A 15,313-nucleotide genomic window follows, 5' to 3' on the forward strand; every position below is an offset into this window, starting at 1 on the left:
CTGAAATCAGTGAGAAAGAGTGAAAGCCGTGCAGCGCCAATGAGACGTGGCAGCGCACGGCGCGCCGCGATGTCGATCAGCGCGCCGCTGCCTCGGCCAGCCCGGCGCGCACCCGCCGCCACACCGTGGCACTGCAGGCAACACTCAAGGCAATGACGACCCAGGTGACGCCGCGCGCGCCCAGCAACCCGCAGGCCAGGCCGACCCCCACCACGCCGATCACGAAGGCGCGGTCGCTCTTGCCCATCGGCCCGTCGTAACGGCGACTGGCACCGACCATCAGCCCGAGCACGCCGGTGTATTCGGTCAGCGCCGCCAGCAGCGCAAAGATCCATAGCCAGTGCGCGCCCACGCCGGGCACGCCGAGCAGACTCAAGTACAGCGCCGCATCGGCCACCACATCGCACAGCTCGTTGAGGTAGGCGCCCAGGCGCGACTGCTGGCCGAACTCGCGCGCCAACATGCCATCCACCGCATTGAGCGCCATGCGCAGCAGCATCCACAGCGGCAGCAACAGATACAGCAGCGGCCAGCTGGCGCCGGCGCGATAGACCACCGCGGCCACCATCACCGACACCGCTGCGGCGATGAGCGTCACCTGGTTGGCAGTGATGCCGCCGCGGTACAGCGCGCCGACCATGGGCCGCAGCAGGTCCTGGAAGCGTCCTTTCAGAGCATAGATCGAGGCCATACCAGTGGTTGAGTCCATTCGAGCGCTGGCGCAGCCTACAATATCGGCTGCCCCGCAACGACTGTTCCCTCACTCATGGCCTCCGATTTCCTGCCCGTGCGCCGGGCCCTGCTCTCCGTTTCCGACAAGACCGGCCTGATCGACCTGGCCCGCGCGCTGGTGGCGCGCAAGGTCGAGCTGCTGTCCACCGGCGGCACCGCCAAGGCGATCCGCGACGCCGGCCTGCCGGTCAAGGACGTTGCCGACCTGACCGGTTTCCCGGAAATGATGGACGGCCGCGTCAAGACCCTGCACCCGCTGGTGCACGGCGGCCTGCTAGGCCGCGCCGGCATCGATGAGGCGGTGATGGCCGACCACGGCATCGCGCCGATCGATCTGCTGGTGCTCAACCTGTATCCGTTCGAGTCGGTCACCGCCAAGGCCGATTGCACGCTGGCCGACGCGGTGGAAAACATCGACATCGGCGGGCCGGCGATGCTGCGCAGCGCGGCCAAGAATTTCGCCCGCGTGGCGGTGGCCACCGACCCGGCGCAATACGCCGACCTGCTTGCCGAGCTGGAAGCCAACGACGGCCAGCTGTCGGCCGCCAAGCGCTTTGCGCTGTCGGTGGCTGCGTTCAACCGCGTGGCGCAATACGACGCGGCGATCAGCAACTATCTGTCGGCAGTGGCCGACAGTGCGGAAAACATCCCCACGCGCAGCCCGTTCCCGGCGCAGATCAATTCCAACTTCATCAAGGTCATGGACCTGCGCTACGGTGAAAACCCGCACCAATCCGGCGCGTTCTACCGCGATCTGTATCCGGTGCCGGGCACCTTGGCCACCTTCCAGCAGTTGCAGGGCAAGGAGCTGAGCTACAACAACCTGGCCGATGCCGATGCGGCCTGGGAATGCGTGCGTCAGTTCGATGTGCCGGCCTGCGTGATCGTCAAGCACGCCAACCCCTGCGGCGTAGCCGTGGGCGTGGCCTGCGGCGATGCCTACGAGCTGGCCTACGCCACCGACCCGACCAGCGCGTTCGGCGGCATCCTGGCCTTCAACAAGACCCTGGATGCAGCGACCGCCAAGGCCATTTTGGATCGCCAGTTCGTCGAGGTGCTGATCGCCCCCGACTACGAGGCCGGCGCGCTCGAATACGCCACCAAAAAGGCCAATGTGCGCGTGCTCAAGATTCCGCACGGCGCCGGCCTCAACAACTACGACACCAAGCGGATTGGCTCTGGCCTGCTGATGCAGTCGGCCGATAACCGCGGCATGTCGCTGGGCGAATTGAGCGTGGTCACCCAGCGCGCGCCCAGCGATGCAGAACTGGGCGATCTGCTGTTCGCCTGGCGCGTGGCCAAGTACGTCAAATCCAACGCGATTGTCTATGCCAAGGACAGCCGCACCATTGGTGTGGGCGCCGGGCAGATGAGCCGCGTGGTCAGCGCCAAGATCGCCGCGCTCAAGGCCGAAGAAGCCAAGCTGGAAGTGGCCGGCTCGGTGATGGCATCGGATGCGTTCTTCCCGTTCCGCGACGGCATCGACGCCGCCGCTGCTGCCGGTATCAAGGCGGTAATCCAGCCGGGCGGTTCGATGCGCGATGGCGAAGTGATCGCCGCCGCCGACGAACACGGCATCGCGATGGTGTTTACCGGCGTACGCCATTTCCGTCACTGAGCCGAACGACAAGGACAGGTCCATGTACCGATTGCACTCCCTCGCCGCCCTGGTGGCTGCTGCCGGCTTGCTCGGTGGATGCAAGCAGGATCCCGCGCCTGCTGCGGCGCCCGCCGCCGCCGCAGCGCCCACCCCTGCTGCGGCCACCACCACGCAGCTGAGCCGCACCGAGCGCCTGGACGGTTTTTTGCGCACGCGCTATGGCGCCAAGGCCGGTCTGGCCGCGCAATGGAACGGCGAGGCGGATGGCTTCAAGGCCGACAGCCAGGTCTGCGCCGAGCAGCCGGTGGTGGTTGGTGAGCAGGTGCAGCAGCTGCTGGCGGTGTGCCACAGCCTCAGCGACGGCGGCCACGGCAATCCCGGGCTGATCGACTTTTTCGTGCTGCGCAGCGACGGCGACACGTTCAAGGTGGTGGCCGAAAAACTGTCCGACACCTTCGGCAGCGATGGCAATCCCGGCAGCGTGGACGTGCTGCGGCTGGGCAGCGATTTTTACGGTTTCATCGTGCACAGTTTCTGGATGGGCCAGGGCCTGATGCTGGAATCGCAGGATCTGGTGGTGCCCGGCCCCAAGGGGCTGGTCGGCGCCGGCTCGCTGCGCGCGCATATCGACAATAGCGGCGGGCTGGACTGCGACGACCAGGCCCGCGAGCCGGATCAAACCCAGGCGCAATGCATGGCCGAAGCGTTCGATGTGGACTTCACCCTGGACGTGGACAGCAGCAACGCACAGGCACGCATCTGGCCGCTGCGCATCCACGAACACGGCAGCGATTGCGGGCAGACGCTGGACACCACGCATGTGTTCGCACTCGACCCCAAGACCTGGACCTACCCCTTCCCCAACGCTCTGCAGCGCGAAGGCTGCAAGTAGCGCGCCCTTTCCCCCGTCCTAGCGAGCAGCTCTCTTGAAAATCCTTGTCATCGGCTCCGGCGGCCGTGAACACGCCCTGGCCTGGAAGATCGCGCAATCCGCGCGCGTGAGCGAGGTGCTCGTGGCGCCAGGCAATGCCGGCACCGCCACCGAGGCCAAGTGCCGCAATGTCGCGATCAAGGTCGACGACCTCGATGGCCTGCTCACACTGGCACAGCGCGAAGCCGTCGCGCTCACCGTGGTCGGCCCGGAAGTGCCGTTGGTACTGGGCGTGGTCGACCGCTTCCACGCTGCTGGCCTGCGCATCTTCGGGCCCAGCGCCAAGGCCGCGCAGCTGGAAGGCAGCAAGGCCTTCGCCAAGGATTTCCTGGCCCGCCACGGCATCCCCACCGCGTACTACGCCGTGCATACCGAGGTGGACGCCGCACTCGCCTACGTGCGCGAGAAAGGCGCGCCCATCGTGGTCAAGGCCGATGGTCTGGCCGCCGGCAAGGGCGTGATCGTGGCGATGACGCTGAGCGAGGCCGAAGACGCGGTGCGCGACATGCTCTCGGGCAATGCGTTCGGCGATGCCGGCGCACGCGTGGTGATCGAAGAATTCCTCGATGGCGAAGAGGCCAGCTTCATCTCCATGGTCGATGGCACCCACGCCTTGCCGATGGCTACCAGCCAGGACCACAAGCGCGTCGGCGATGGCGACACCGGCCCCAACACCGGCGGCATGGGCGCGTACTCGCCGGCCCCGGTAGTGACGCCCGAGGTACATGCGCGGGTGATGCGCGAAGTGGTCGAGCCCACCGTGCAGGGCATGATCGCCGACGGCGTACCGTTTACCGGTTTTCTGTATGCCGGGCTGATGATCGATGCGCACGGTGCGCCCAAGGTGATCGAATTCAACGTGCGCTTCGGCGACCCGGAAACCCAACCGGTGATGCTGCGGCTGCAGTCGGATCTGGTGGATCTGCTCGAAGCGGCCATCGATGGCGAACTCGCCACCGCGCAGGCGCAGTGGGACCCGCGCCCCTCGCTCGGTGTGGTGATCGCCGCCAAGCCCTATCCGGAAACCCCGGTCACCGGCGAGGTCATCACCGGCCTGGACCAGGTACCGGCCAGCGCCAAGGTCTTCCATGCCGGCACTGCATTGAATGACGCAGGCGAGGTGATCAGCGCCGGTGGCCGCGTGCTGTGCGTTGCCGCATTGGGCGACAGCGTGCAGGACGCACAGCGCACCGCCTACGCCGGCCTGCAGCCGATCCACTGGCCCAACGCCTTCCAGCGCAGCGATATCGGCTGGCGTGCGATCGCCCGCGAGCGCGACGCGCAGGGCTAAGAGCGGCTAACACAACGTAGCGAGCAGTCGTCAGGTGGGCGTGGGCGGCGCGGAGGAACCACAGCGTACGAGTGGTACATGCCGCACCGAGCACCGGCCGCACCCGCCTGGTGGCTGCGCAATCCTTTTGTTAATTGCTCTAAGCCGCGTCCTTCCCCCGCCGGCGGGGGAAGGTGCCCGAAGGGCGGATGGGGGCAAGCACGGACATCCGCTGGTTGTCGGCCGAACAGAGCAACAGCTCGCTGGTGGTCGCCGACAAGGCGGTGTTTAAACTCGCAACCACAGGTTGCAAGGTCGCCAAGCGCGGTAGACGGCCGTGAAGCCGGGGCGGCGGTGCAATCGCGCACTCTGCTCCAGTCCGCACACATGCCGGCTACTGACAAAGAACTAGCCGCTCTCCACACCGGTGGCGCGTGCCTGCGGCAATAATGCCCGGGCACGCTTGCCCATCAGAGACCGTGGCCACCACTTCCTTCGAATCCCGCCTCAGCCGCCTGTGGGCCCATGAAAAGGCCAGTTACGGCCTACGTGTGTTCATCGCGCTGGCGGTGGCCATGGGCGTGTGCTGGCACTGGCAGCAACTCACCGCAGTCCCGGCGCTGTTTCTGGGCACCATCGCCAGCGCCATCGCCGAAACCGACGACAACTGGTTGGGCCGCATCAAATCGGTGCTGCTGTCGTTGCTGTGCTTTGCCGCAGCGGCGGCGGCAGTGACGCTGCTGTTCCCGTACCCGCTGGCGTTCGTGATCGGCATGGCGGTGGCCACCTTCTCGCTCACGCTGCTGGGCGCACTGGGCGAGCGCTACGCCTCCATCGCGCAGGCCACGGTGGCGTTGTCGATCTACGCCATGATCGGCATGGACCAGCACGGCAGCCACGATCCGCTGGTGGCCTGGCATGGCGCGGCGTTGCTGTTGATCGGCGCCACCTGGTACGGCGTGCTGTCGATCCTGTGGACCATCCTGTTCGCCAATCGCCCGGTGCGCGAGCGGCTGTCGCGGTTGTTCTTCGAGCTGGGCCTCTATCTCAAGCGCAAGGCCGACCTGTTCGAACCGGTGCGGCAAAGCGACCTGCATGCGCGCCGGCTGGCGCTGGCCGAACAGAACGCCAAGGTCGTCGGCGCACTCAATGCCGCCAAGACCGCGATCATCAGCCGCTTCGGGCGCTCGGGACGGCCGGGCGTGCAATCGGGCCTGTATTTCCGGCTCTATTACATGGCGCAGGAATTCCACGAACGCGCCAGTTCGTCGCACTATCCGTACGAAGCGCTGACCGATGCGTTCTTCCACAGCGATGTGCTGTACCGCTGCCAGCGCCTGCTCGCACTGCAGGGCAAGGCCTGCACCGCGTTGGGCGAGGCGATCCGGCTGCGGCAGCCGTTCGACTATGGCGACAACAGCCGTCTGGCCACCGAAGACCTGCGCCAGTCGCTGGATTATCTGCATGCGCGCGCCGACCCCGCACTGGCGCGCCTGCTCGGCGCGCTGGAACTGCTGGTCACCAATCTGCAGACCATCGAACGCAAGCTCTCCGAAGCGGCGCAATCCGATTCCACCAGCGACAACCTCGACACCCGCCTGCGCGATTCCTCCCCGCACACCTTGCGCGAAATGGCCGCGCGGCTCGGCCAGCAACTCACGCCCGGCTCGGTGCTGTTCCGGCATGGCCTGCGCATGGCCATCGCATTGGTCGCAGGCTACGCGGTGATGCAATCCATCCATGCCGACAACGGCTACTGGATCCTGCTCACCACCGCGTTCGTGTGCCGGCCCAATTACGGTGCGACACGCCTGCGGCTGGTGCAGCGTATCGCCGGCACCTTGATCGGCCTGGTCGCCACCTGGGCGTTGATGCAGCTGTTCCCCGGCACCGAAGTACAGCTGCTGCTGGCCCTGGTCGCGGCGCTGGTGTTCTTCATTACGCGCACCGATCGCTACATGCTGGCCACCGCCGGCATCACGGTCATGGCGCTGTTCTGCTTCAACCTGCTCGGCGATGGCTTCGTGCTGATCTGGCCGCGGCTGATCGACACCGTGATCGGCTGCGCCATCGCCGCGGCGGCCTCGTTCCTGATCCTGCCGGACTGGCAGGGCCGCCGGCTCAACCAGGTGATGGCCACGGTACTGGCCAGCTGCGCGCGCTATCTCACCCAGGTACTGGAGCAATATGCGAGCGGCATGCGCGACGATCTGCCCTACCGCATCGCACGCCGCGACATGCACAACGCCGATGCGGCGTTGTCGGTGGCGCTGTCCAACATGCTGCGCGAGCCGGGCCGCTTTCGACGCAATCTGGATGCAGGTTTCCGCTTCCTGGCGCTGTCCAATACCTTGCTGGGCTATCTATCGGCGCTAGGCGCGCACCGCGCCGCGCTCGATGGCGAACACGACCCCACCATCGCCCGGGCCGGCGACTATCTGCAGCGCGCGCTTGGTGACATCGCTACCGCATTGAGCCAACGCCACCCACTGCCGGCGCATGACGAAACCGAAGAGCTGGCCATGGCCGATGCGCTGGAGCAGCACGCCGTGCAGCTGCCGCCCAAGCAGCGTCTGGTGCGCGACCAACTTGCACTCACCTTGCGCCTGCTGCCCAAGCTGCGCGCTGCTGCGGTGGCGGTGACCGATGCGCCGGCCGAGAGTGCCACGCGTCTGGCGGTGAGCAAACACTAGCGGCGATCGAGGACAGTGCGGCTGCGGCTGGTCATCGACCACGCCGTGCAGCCCGGCGGCGTTGACGCAACATTTGTGCGCAACACCGCAAAAGCCAAGCGCTTCAGATGCGCGCATCCCTGCAGCGCGCGAGGACGCGTCACTACGCATCGGCAGCGAGTGGAGCGGCTAACACACCGTAGCGAGCAGCCGTCGGGTGCGTGCAGACGGCGCACGCAGAACCGGAATGCACGGGTGGTACCTACCGCACCGAGCACCGGCGACGCCCGCCTGATAGTAAGCGCAGTCGTTTTGCTAGCCGCTGCTATTTCCAGGTGTTGCGCGACACACTCCAGCCCACCCAGCCCAACGCCGCCACGGCCAGCAGCGCACCGCCGATCACCACACCGCTCCAGCCGGCCTGCGCGTACGCCGCCGTGCTCAAGGTCGACCCCAGCGCGCCGCCGATGAAGTAGCAGGTGATGTAGGCAGAGGTGATGCGGTTGCGCGCATCCGGATTGCGTTGATAGATCACGCTCTGATTGGCGATGTGCACGCCCTGTACGGCGATATCCAGCAGCAGCACGCCCACGATCAGCAACGCCATCGAGTGCGGCGCAAACGCCAGCAGCCCCCACGACACCAGCAACATCAACAGCCCACCCCAACTCACGCGGTCGCCATGGCCGTGGTCGGACCAGTACCCGGACCGATTGGCCGCCAACGCACCGGCGGCACCGATCAAGCCAAACAACCCGATCACCGCGGTGCCATAGCCATACGTCGGACCGGACAACAGAAACGCCAGCGTGGTCCAGAACATGCTGAAGCCGGCAAAGATCAGCCCACCCAGCACCGCGCGCGCGCGCAGCACCGCATCGTCGCGCAGCAGCGTCAACACCGATCCCACCAACTGCGGATACGACAGCTGCGCATTGCCCGGATGCCGCGGCAGCCCGCGCCATAGCAGCGCGGCGGTGATCAGCAGCAGACCGGCGGCAATCCAGTACACCGTGTGCCAGCCGCCCACGCCGGCCAGCAGCCCGGCAGCGGTGCGCGCCAGCAGGATGCCCAGCAGCAAGCCGCTCATCACCGTGCCGATCACCCGCCCCCGCTCGTGCGGTGCCGCCAGCGTGGCGGCGAACGGCACCAGGATCTGCGCCGCCACCGAACTGGCGCCGGTGACAATCGTGCCGACCAGCAACATCGCAAAGCTGTGCGAGCTGGCACTGATCAGCAGGCCCAGTGCGCTGAGCACGAACAGGCCCACGATCAGGCTGCGCCGCTCCAGCCGGTCGCCCAATGGCACCAGCAACAGCAGCCCGGCCGCATACGCCAGCTGCGCTGCGGTCACCACCGCCCCGGCGCTGCGCACCTGGATGCCGAAGGTCTGCGCCAGCGTTTCCAGTAGCGGCTGGGCATAGTAATTGCTCGCCACTGCCAGCCCGGTGGCGGCGGCCATCAACAGCACCAGGCGGCGCGGCAATGGCGGATGGGCGGCAGGGTCGACGGTCATGGCAGAGGCCTGTGGAAGGAATGGAGGCAGTGTGGGCAGCGGCGATGCATCTTTCCAATGTATTGTTTTCACCATCACCATCGCGTTTCGAGATCGCATGCTCACCCTGCGCCAGCTGGAATTTGCCGTGGCCGTGGCCGACGAAGGCGGCTTCACCGCGGCCGCACGCCGCTGCAACACGGTGCAATCGGCGCTCAGCCATCAGGTGGCCAAGATCGAAGAGACGCTTGGCGCGCGGCTGTTCGAGCGCGGCACCCGCCGGGTACGCCCCACTGCGGCCGGCGAAGTCTTTCTGCACAACGCACGCGAAACCCTGCGCGCGGCCGAACGCCTGCACGAAGAAATGGCCCAGGCACTGGGTACCGTGCGTGGCCGGCTCACACTGGGGCAGATCTCCTCGCTGAGTACGGTGCAGGTGCCGCAGCTACTGCGCCAGTTCCGCACCGCACATGCGCGGGTAGACGTGCACCTGCGCACTGCCATGAGCGAGGCCTTGCTGCACGATCTGGGCGAAGGCCGGCTGGATGTGGCCCTGGTCGGCGTCGGCCCGCAGGTCGCGGTACCGGAGCAGCGCCTGCTCCTGCACGAAGAACCGCTCGCCTTGATCGTCGCCCCCGGCCATCGCTTTGCCGCGCGCAAGCGGGTGGCCCTGGCCGAGCTGGAGGACGAACCGATGGCAGGGCTGATCCCCGGTGCCGGGGTGCGCGGCATCATCGATGCGGCCTTCGAGCAGGCCGGGCTGCGGCAGCGCCAGCAATACGAGGTGACTCACGCCGACCTGATGCGCGAACTGGTCGCCGCCGACCTGGGCGTGGGCATCGTGCCGCACACCATGGCCAGCGCCATGCGCGAGGTGGTGACGGTCGCGCTCAAGGAGCGCTTCCGCTTTTTGACCTACGCGGTGTGGCGGCCGGACCCCACCCCGGCCGCACGCGCGTTCGTGGCGCTGCTGCGTGCCCAAGCGGCGCCGCGTGCGCCATCGCCTGGCCGGTCGCGCTAAGCACACAGGCCCTCCACCAGCACCGTGGAAGCCTGCTAGGCTGCGCGCGTTCGCAAAGGAAACTGCATGTCCGGTCACAGTCAGTTCGCCCTGCTCAGGCAGCGCCGCTTCTTGCCGTTCTTCGCTGTCCAGGCGCTGGGCGCGTTTAACGACAACGTCTATCGGCAGGCCATCATCGGCTTGCTGTTCTATCTCGGCATCGATGCGGCGCAGCGCACGCTCTACACCAATCTGGCGCCGGCGCTGTTCATCCTGCCGTACTTCCTGTTCTCCGCGCTGGCCGGCCAGATCGCCGAAAAAATGGAGAAGCAGAAGCTCATCGTGATCACCACCACGATGGAGATCGCCATCATGTCGCTGGCCGCGGTGGGCTTCATCACCGAGAACATGGTGATCCTGCTGATCGCGCTGTTCTGCACCGGCCTGCAGTCCACACTGTTCGGGCCGGTGAAGTACTCGATCCTGCCCTCGGTGCTCAAACCCGAGGAACTCACCGGCGGTAATGGCCTGGTCGAGATGGGCACCTCGATCTCGATCCTGTGCGGCATGATCTTCGGCGGGCTGATCTTCCAGATCGCCGGCAGCCATGGCCCGGTCGCCGCAGCCACCGCCGTGATCGCCATCGCCGTCACCGGCAACCTGGTCGCGCGGCTGGTGCCCAAGGTCGATGCCGGCGCGCCAGAGCTGAAGATCAACTGGAACCCCATCCCCGAATCGCGCGCCATCATGCGCCTGACCCGGCGCACGCCGGCCGTGCGCAACTCGGTGCTGGGCGTGTCGTGGTTCTGGTTCGTCGGCACCGTGCTCACCGCGCAGCTGCCCACCTACGCGCAGCTCAATCTCGGCGGCCAGCAAGACCTGTACGTGTTTGCGCTGGCGCTGTTTTCGATCGGCACCGGCGTGGGCTCGCTGCTGTGCGAACGGCTGTCCGGGCGCACCGTGGAAATCGGCCTGGTGCCGCTGGGTGCGTTCGGCATCAGCGCGTTCCTGCTGGACCTGTATTTCGCCCGCCCCGGTGCCGCGCCGGTGAGCGATCTGTCGATCGGCCAGTTTGTGCGGCAAGCCGGCAGCGTGCGGCTGATCATCGATCTGGTCGGCATTGGCCTGTTCACCGGTCTGTTCGTGGTGCCGTTGTTCGCGCTGATCCAGAGCCGCACGCCCAAGGCCGAACTCTCGCGCGTGATCGCCGGGCTCAACATCCAGAATTCGCTCTTCATCGTGGCCGCCGCCGTCATCGGCATTGCGCTACAGCTGCCGCAGGTGGTGCTGTTCGGCCACCGCATTCCGATGCCGGGGCTGAGCATTCCGCAGGTGTTTCTGGCGCTGGCGATCGCCAATACGCTGGTGGCGCTGTGGATCTTCACCCTGGTGCCCGAGTTCCTGATGCGCTTTCTCAGCTGGGTGCTGGTGAGCGTGTTGTACCGGCTGCGCGCACGCGACATCGACACCCACGTGCCCGACAACGGCGCCGCCTTGCTGGTGTGCAACCACGTCAGCTACATGGACGCGCTGATTCTGTCGGCGGTGATTCCGCGCCCGGTGCGCTTTGTCATGTACTACAAGATCTTTCGCATCCCGGTGATGCGCTGGATCTTCCGCACCGCCAAGGCCATCCCGATCGCCGGCGCGCGCGAAGACCCTGCACTGATGCAGCAGGCGTTCGACCGCATCGACGCCGCGCTGGCCGATGGCGAGCTGGTGTGCATCTTTCCGGAAGGTGCGTTGACCAAGGACGGTGAGATTGCCGCGTTCAAGTCCGGTGTCGAAAAGATCCTGGAGCGCCGCAAGGTGCCGGTGATTCCGATGGCGCTGCGTGGCATGTGGTCGAGCATGTGGAGCCGCCGCGATACGCGTCTGGGCCGCATGCGCGTGCCGCGCCGGATGCGGGCGCAGATCGAAGTGGCTGCAGGCCCCGCCGTTGCCGGCGACCAGGCCAGCGCCGCGTTGCTCGAACAGCAGGTCCGCGCACTGCGCCAGGACCAACCGTGAGCCGCACCGGCGCGGGCTTTGCGTCCGTCGCGCACCGCGAGTAGCCTGTGCGCCACTGCACGCTTTGTCGCCGCGTTCGCCAAGCGGACGCGGCAGGTCGTACTGGGGGAAGTCGTCGTGCGCAACATCGTGTCTGAGGCATCTGCCGCAACCGGCAGCCGTCGCGCCTGTCGGCGACCTGCGGTTGCAGCGCTGAACCGCGGCCCTGCGGGCACGACGCACGTTGCCATCCGTCGCGCTGCGACCGTCATCACCCTCCCCACGCACCCGATCCGTTTGCTGTCGTTTACCACCCAAGGAGCTTCACCATGAGTGCCATCCCACCGCCGATCCACCCCTCGTCCAGCGCAACGCCCGGCCCGGTGCCCAATCACCTGATCTGGGCGATCGTCTCCACCGTGCTCGGCTTCTGCCTGTGCTGCCCGTCCCTGATCACCGGCATCGTGGCGATCGTGTTCTCCAGCAAGGTCAACGGCCTGCTCAACCAGGGCGACATCGACGGCGCGCGTCGCGCCTCCAACACCGCCAAGACCTGGTGCATCGTGACCAGCGTGCTGGCCGCGATCGGCCTGCTGGTCAACATCGGCATGGTCGCCACCGGCGGCATGCAGGGGTACTCGGATTACATGCAGCAGCTGCAGCACATGCAGTAATGGAACTGCGTCCACGCCATTGGCTTGGACTGGGGGCGGCCACCAGCGTGGCCGCCTTTGGCGTATCGCTGCTCTATCGCTTCGACCCGAACGCGAGCAACAGCCCGTTCCCGCCCTGCATTTTTCGCACCGTCACCGGCTGCTACTGCCCCGGTTGCGGCATGACCCGCGCGTTGTATGCGCTGGTGCATTTCGATCTTCCTGGCGCCTTCGCCATGAACCCTGCCGCCGTGCTCGGCCTGTTCACCCTGCCCGGCCTGATCGCCTGGAAAGCCGGCTGGCGCGCCCGCTGGTTCGCACCGGTGGTGAGCGTGATGTCCGAACCGAAATTCTGGTTATGGGCACTCCCCACGTACTGGATTGCACGAAATCTGCCGTGGTACCCGTTTACGCTGCTGGCGCCGGGTTAGGAAAAACCAGATATTCCGTAGCGCAAGAGATCCAACGATTTCACCTAGCTCATATCCGGAACTTACAAGGCCAGCATGGACTTCGAGGTCGGCATTGAATTCAAAGTGATTGGAATAGGAATTATCGTCCTGTTCTTCTTCGTAACCGGAGCCGTGAATTCTCTTGCCGTCAGAATGGCAAATGACCCTCCGAGCAAAAGCAGGAGCATGGGAGTCGTCTTTGGATGCGTCGGAATTCTACTGATGGACCTGGTGTTGTTCTGGCCTTTAATCAGATTTCTCTATTCCTTCACTGACACTCTATCCGGCGTGGCGAATCTGCCACCGTCTTTGCTGACTTGCGGAATGTTTTGCACATTGGGATCCGCATCCATGCTTATCGTTGCTGCATTCAAAAAGAAGCAATGAGGCTTAACGATCACTCAAGCCAAACTCACCTCAAAAAATCTATAAGTAGCTAGTCTCAGTAACTAGCAACTAGCCGCCGCGTGACCACAGGTCGGCTGATGAAGTTAGACGTCAAGCGACAAAGCCACATTCGACAAGATGTCATCACTACGCAAACTTGCGCCTTATAGGCGAGCCCGAACATCCGCATTGCACAAGATCACCGCACCCAACCCGCAATCACCAACAACGCCAGCACCACCATCCACAGCAGCAGCACGCGCCACACCAGGCTCATTGCATCGCGCACTTCCGGCAGCCGGCGCCAGACCGGCACCAGGCCCGAATCGGTGTAGTCGTGCGCTTCTTCGCGCAGCTCGGCACTGACACTGGCACGCGCAACGGCACCGAGAAAATGCGGCTCCAGCGACCAACGGTTGCCATGCGCTTGCCGCCACGCGCGGAACACCGTGTCGAAGTTGCCGACCAATGCCATCGACACCGTGATTAGCTGCGCTACCGGCCATTCCAGCACCGCCAGCAGCCATCGCGCGCCGGCAAGATTGCGCGGCGGCAGCAGCACCGCCAGCGGGCTTTCCACCGCCAGCGCGGTCAGGCGATACAGCACCGCGCCGAAAGGCCCCAGCAACAGAAACCACCACAGCACCGCAAACCAGCGCCGCAGGCCATTGACCACCACCGCCTCGACCAGCGACGGCGCATCCTCGTGCACGCTGCCGCCGGCGGCCTGCAACTGCGAGATCGCATCGCGCCGCGCCCCGGGTTCGTCGGCATCGATCACCGCCTCGACATCGCGATCCAGATCGCGCGGCCCCCAGGTCCAGGCCAGCACCGCCACGCCGAACAGCAGCGACAGGAACCCGTGCCAGACATCGTCCAGCAGCCACTGCAGCACGAGCACTACAAACAAGGCCGGCAACAGCGCCAGCAGCACCCCGTAGCGGCCCTGCCAGGCGCCACGTCCGGCGGCATAACTGTCCAGCCGGCGCAGCCAATGACCAAACCATTCAAAACGCCGCAGCCTGGCCACCTGCGCCGGCACCAGATGGCCCAGCGTGAGTGCGACGACGACGGCAACCAGGGTGGTGAACATGGGTGTCCCTCCTCAGCCGAGTCTAGCCGAGCGGGCACAACCGCCCCGTAACGCGTTTCGCGCGCCGGTACCGTGCGCACCGGGCAAGGGCGCGCATGCGCTTGCCGCACGCCGCGTGCATGCGCAAGCGATGCCCTCAGCCATGCGTGCGATACCACTGCTCGATCAGCGCGCGCGCAATCGAAATCGCAGGCGGCAGCCCAATCCCGTCCTCGCCGCCTTGCCCGGCCAGCGCGGCGCCGACCTCGGCATGACTCACCCAGCGCGCGTCTTCCAACTCACCGGTCACCTGCGGCACTTCGCTCGCCGCCGCATGCGCAGTAAAGCCCAGCATCAGCGCACCCGGGAATGGCCACGGCTGCGCGCCGACATAGCTGCAGTGCTCGATCCGCACCCGGGTCTCTTCGTGCACCTCACGCGCCACCGTCTGTTCCAGCGACTCGCCTGGCTCCACAAATCCGGCGATCACCGAATAGCGCCGCGGCGCCCAGCTGGCCTGGCGGCCCAACAGCAACCGCTGCCCGTCGCTGACAGCGACAATGATCGCCGGGTCCACGCGCGGGTAGTGCTCGGTCTGGCACTGCGTGCAATGCGCGATGAAGCCGGCGCGGCGGAACACGATCGCCCCGCCGCACACGCCGCAAAAGCGCGTGCGCGATTGCCAGTGCAGCATGGCCCGCGCATAGGACACCGCGGTGGCGATCTCCGCCGGCCACTCGGCTGCCGCCTGGCGCAGGTCCACACGCTGCGGCGCCTTGACGTCGAGCGGGTCGGCCGACAGGCAGAACCAGCCTTGGCCATCGCGCACGCCCAGGAAGATCGCCGCCTCCGGGCTATCGGCAAGCGCCGAGCCCTGCAGCAGCAACGGTTGTCCCTGCGCATCGGCCAGCGCGGTGCCCTTGGCATCGATCAGCAGCACGTTGCCTTGCGGCCACAGTTGCGCCAACGCAGCGGGATCGTCACGCAACGCATCGCCACGATCGAGCGGCGCGTGGGTGAAGGCAAAACCGGACAACGGAAAAGTAGACTCGGACATCAG

At 66.2% G+C, this 15,313-nt stretch carries 13 protein-coding genes and 2 other RNA genes; 9 read left to right on the top strand and 6 right to left on the bottom strand.

Features of this window, described 5'->3' with window-relative positions:
* Window positions 1-76: 76 nt before the first annotated feature.
* A complete protein-coding gene (locus tag ASF90_RS17480) occupies window positions 77-691 on the bottom strand; it encodes a CDP-alcohol phosphatidyltransferase family protein (RefSeq protein ID WP_055853186.1) in 615 nt (204 codons plus the stop codon).
* Between the two features lie 75 nt (window positions 692-766).
* On the opposite strand from ASF90_RS17480, the gene purH reads away from it, so the two are divergent.
* Genes purH through purD form a run of 3 tightly spaced genes read left to right on the top strand, consistent with a single transcriptional unit; the run spans window position 767 to window position 4,554 of the window.
* A complete protein-coding gene (gene purH, locus ASF90_RS17485) occupies window positions 767-2,350 on the top strand; it encodes a bifunctional phosphoribosylaminoimidazolecarboxamide formyltransferase/IMP cyclohydrolase (RefSeq protein WP_055853189.1) in 1,584 nt (527 codons plus the stop codon).
* A 22-nt stretch (window positions 2,351-2,372) separates the two neighbouring features.
* Window positions 2,373-3,224, top strand: a complete 852-nt coding sequence (locus ASF90_RS17490) for a hypothetical protein (protein WP_055853191.1) — start codon at window positions 2,373-2,375, stop codon at window positions 3,222-3,224.
* 34 nt (window positions 3,225-3,258) lie between these two features.
* A complete protein-coding gene (purD, locus tag ASF90_RS17495; protein WP_055853193.1) occupies window positions 3,259-4,554 on the top strand; it encodes a phosphoribosylamine--glycine ligase in 1,296 nt (431 codons plus the stop codon).
* A 4-nt stretch (window positions 4,555-4,558) separates the two neighbouring features.
* Here purD and ASF90_RS22815 read toward each other — a convergent pair.
* Window positions 4,559-4,634: non-coding RNA, sX9 sRNA (locus ASF90_RS22815), on the bottom strand.
* 378 nt (window positions 4,635-5,012) lie between these two features.
* On the opposite strand from ASF90_RS22815, the gene yccS reads away from it, so the two are divergent.
* The gene (gene yccS / locus ASF90_RS17505; RefSeq protein WP_055853195.1) at window positions 5,013-7,226 is read left to right on the top strand and encodes a YccS family putative transporter; all 2,214 of its coding nucleotides are present in this window, start codon (window positions 5,013-5,015) and stop codon (window positions 7,224-7,226) included.
* 166 nt (window positions 7,227-7,392) lie between these two features.
* On the opposite strand, the gene ASF90_RS22820 is transcribed toward yccS, so the two are convergent.
* Together ASF90_RS22820 and ASF90_RS17510 are read right to left on the bottom strand one after the other, a co-directional pair.
* A non-coding RNA gene (locus ASF90_RS22820) (sX9 sRNA) lies at window positions 7,393-7,469 on the bottom strand.
* Between the two features lie 61 nt (window positions 7,470-7,530).
* Entirely contained in the window at window positions 7,531-8,721 is a 1,191-nt protein-coding gene (locus ASF90_RS17510; RefSeq protein ID WP_055853197.1) for an MFS transporter, read from the bottom strand.
* Between the two features lie 97 nt (window positions 8,722-8,818).
* Between ASF90_RS17510 and ASF90_RS17515 the strand changes: the two genes are divergently transcribed.
* The 5 genes from ASF90_RS17515 to ASF90_RS17535 all read left to right on the top strand — a co-directional run bounded on the left by ASF90_RS17515 (window position 8,819) and on the right by ASF90_RS17535 (window position 13,181).
* Complete coding sequence (locus ASF90_RS17515) at window positions 8,819-9,721, top strand: LysR family transcriptional regulator (protein ID WP_055853198.1); 903 nt, start codon at window positions 8,819-8,821, stop codon at window positions 9,719-9,721.
* Between the two features lie 66 nt (window positions 9,722-9,787).
* The gene (locus ASF90_RS17520; RefSeq protein ID WP_055853200.1) at window positions 9,788-11,710 is read left to right on the top strand and encodes an MFS transporter; all 1,923 of its coding nucleotides are present in this window, start codon (window positions 9,788-9,790) and stop codon (window positions 11,708-11,710) included.
* A 308-nt stretch (window positions 11,711-12,018) separates the two neighbouring features.
* Window positions 12,019-12,363 carry a CD225/dispanin family protein gene (locus ASF90_RS17525; protein ID WP_055853203.1) on the top strand — a complete coding sequence of 115 codons (345 nt, stop codon included), beginning with the start codon at window positions 12,019-12,021 and terminating at the stop codon, window positions 12,361-12,363.
* Entirely contained in the window at window positions 12,363-12,773 is a 411-nt protein-coding gene (locus ASF90_RS17530) for a DUF2752 domain-containing protein (RefSeq protein WP_055853205.1), read from the top strand. The genes ASF90_RS17525 and ASF90_RS17530 overlap by 1 nt, the downstream gene beginning before the upstream one ends.
* A 75-nt stretch (window positions 12,774-12,848) precedes the next feature.
* Window positions 12,849-13,181 (top strand): hypothetical protein, encoded by a 333-nt coding sequence (locus ASF90_RS17535; protein ID WP_055853207.1) that lies wholly within the window; start codon window positions 12,849-12,851, stop codon window positions 13,179-13,181.
* Between the two features lie 199 nt (window positions 13,182-13,380).
* Here ASF90_RS17535 and ampE read toward each other — a convergent pair whose 3' ends face one another.
* Together ampE and nudC are read right to left on the bottom strand one after the other, a co-directional pair.
* Window positions 13,381-14,274: a regulatory signaling modulator protein AmpE gene (gene ampE, locus ASF90_RS17540; protein WP_055853208.1), complete on the bottom strand. Its 894-nt coding sequence runs from the start codon at window positions 14,272-14,274 to the stop codon at window positions 13,381-13,383.
* Between the two features lie 136 nt (window positions 14,275-14,410).
* Window positions 14,411-15,310 carry an NAD(+) diphosphatase gene (nudC, locus tag ASF90_RS17545; protein WP_055853210.1) on the bottom strand — a complete coding sequence of 300 codons (900 nt, stop codon included), beginning with the start codon at window positions 15,308-15,310 and terminating at the stop codon, window positions 14,411-14,413.
* Between the last annotated feature and the right edge of the window lie 3 nt (window positions 15,311-15,313).

The sequence above is a fragment of the Xanthomonas sp. Leaf148 genome (genome assembly GCF_001423585.1).
GTDB lineage: Bacteria > Pseudomonadota > Gammaproteobacteria > Xanthomonadales > Xanthomonadaceae > Xanthomonas.

What these genes read in the sequence shown, in the direction of transcription:
- ASF90_RS17480 (WP_055853186.1), bottom strand. Translation starts at nt 691, where the DNA reads ATGGCCTCGATCTATGCTCTGAAAGGACGCTTCCAGGACCTGCTGCGG.
- purH (WP_055853189.1), top strand. Translation starts at nt 767, where the DNA reads ATGGCCTCCGATTTCCTGCCCGTGCGCCGGGCCCTGCTCTCCGTTTCC.
- ASF90_RS17490 (WP_055853191.1), top strand. Translation starts at nt 2,373, where the DNA reads ATGTACCGATTGCACTCCCTCGCCGCCCTGGTGGCTGCTGCCGGCTTG.
- ASF90_RS17510 (WP_055853197.1), bottom strand. Translation starts at nt 8,721, where the DNA reads ATGACCGTCGACCCTGCCGCCCATCCGCCATTGCCGCGCCGCCTGGTG.
- ASF90_RS17515 (WP_055853198.1), top strand. Translation starts at nt 8,819, where the DNA reads ATGCTCACCCTGCGCCAGCTGGAATTTGCCGTGGCCGTGGCCGACGAA.
- ASF90_RS17520 (WP_055853200.1), top strand. Translation starts at nt 9,788, where the DNA reads ATGTCCGGTCACAGTCAGTTCGCCCTGCTCAGGCAGCGCCGCTTCTTG.
- ASF90_RS17525 (WP_055853203.1), top strand. Translation starts at nt 12,019, where the DNA reads ATGAGTGCCATCCCACCGCCGATCCACCCCTCGTCCAGCGCAACGCCC.
- ASF90_RS17530 (WP_055853205.1), top strand. Translation starts at nt 12,363, where the DNA reads ATGGAACTGCGTCCACGCCATTGGCTTGGACTGGGGGCGGCCACCAGC.
- ASF90_RS17535 (WP_055853207.1), top strand. Translation starts at nt 12,849, where the DNA reads ATGGACTTCGAGGTCGGCATTGAATTCAAAGTGATTGGAATAGGAATT.
- ampE (WP_055853208.1), bottom strand. Translation starts at nt 14,274, where the DNA reads ATGTTCACCACCCTGGTTGCCGTCGTCGTCGCACTCACGCTGGGCCAT.
- nudC (WP_055853210.1), bottom strand. Translation starts at nt 15,310, where the DNA reads ATGTCCGAGTCTACTTTTCCGTTGTCCGGTTTTGCCTTCACCCACGCG.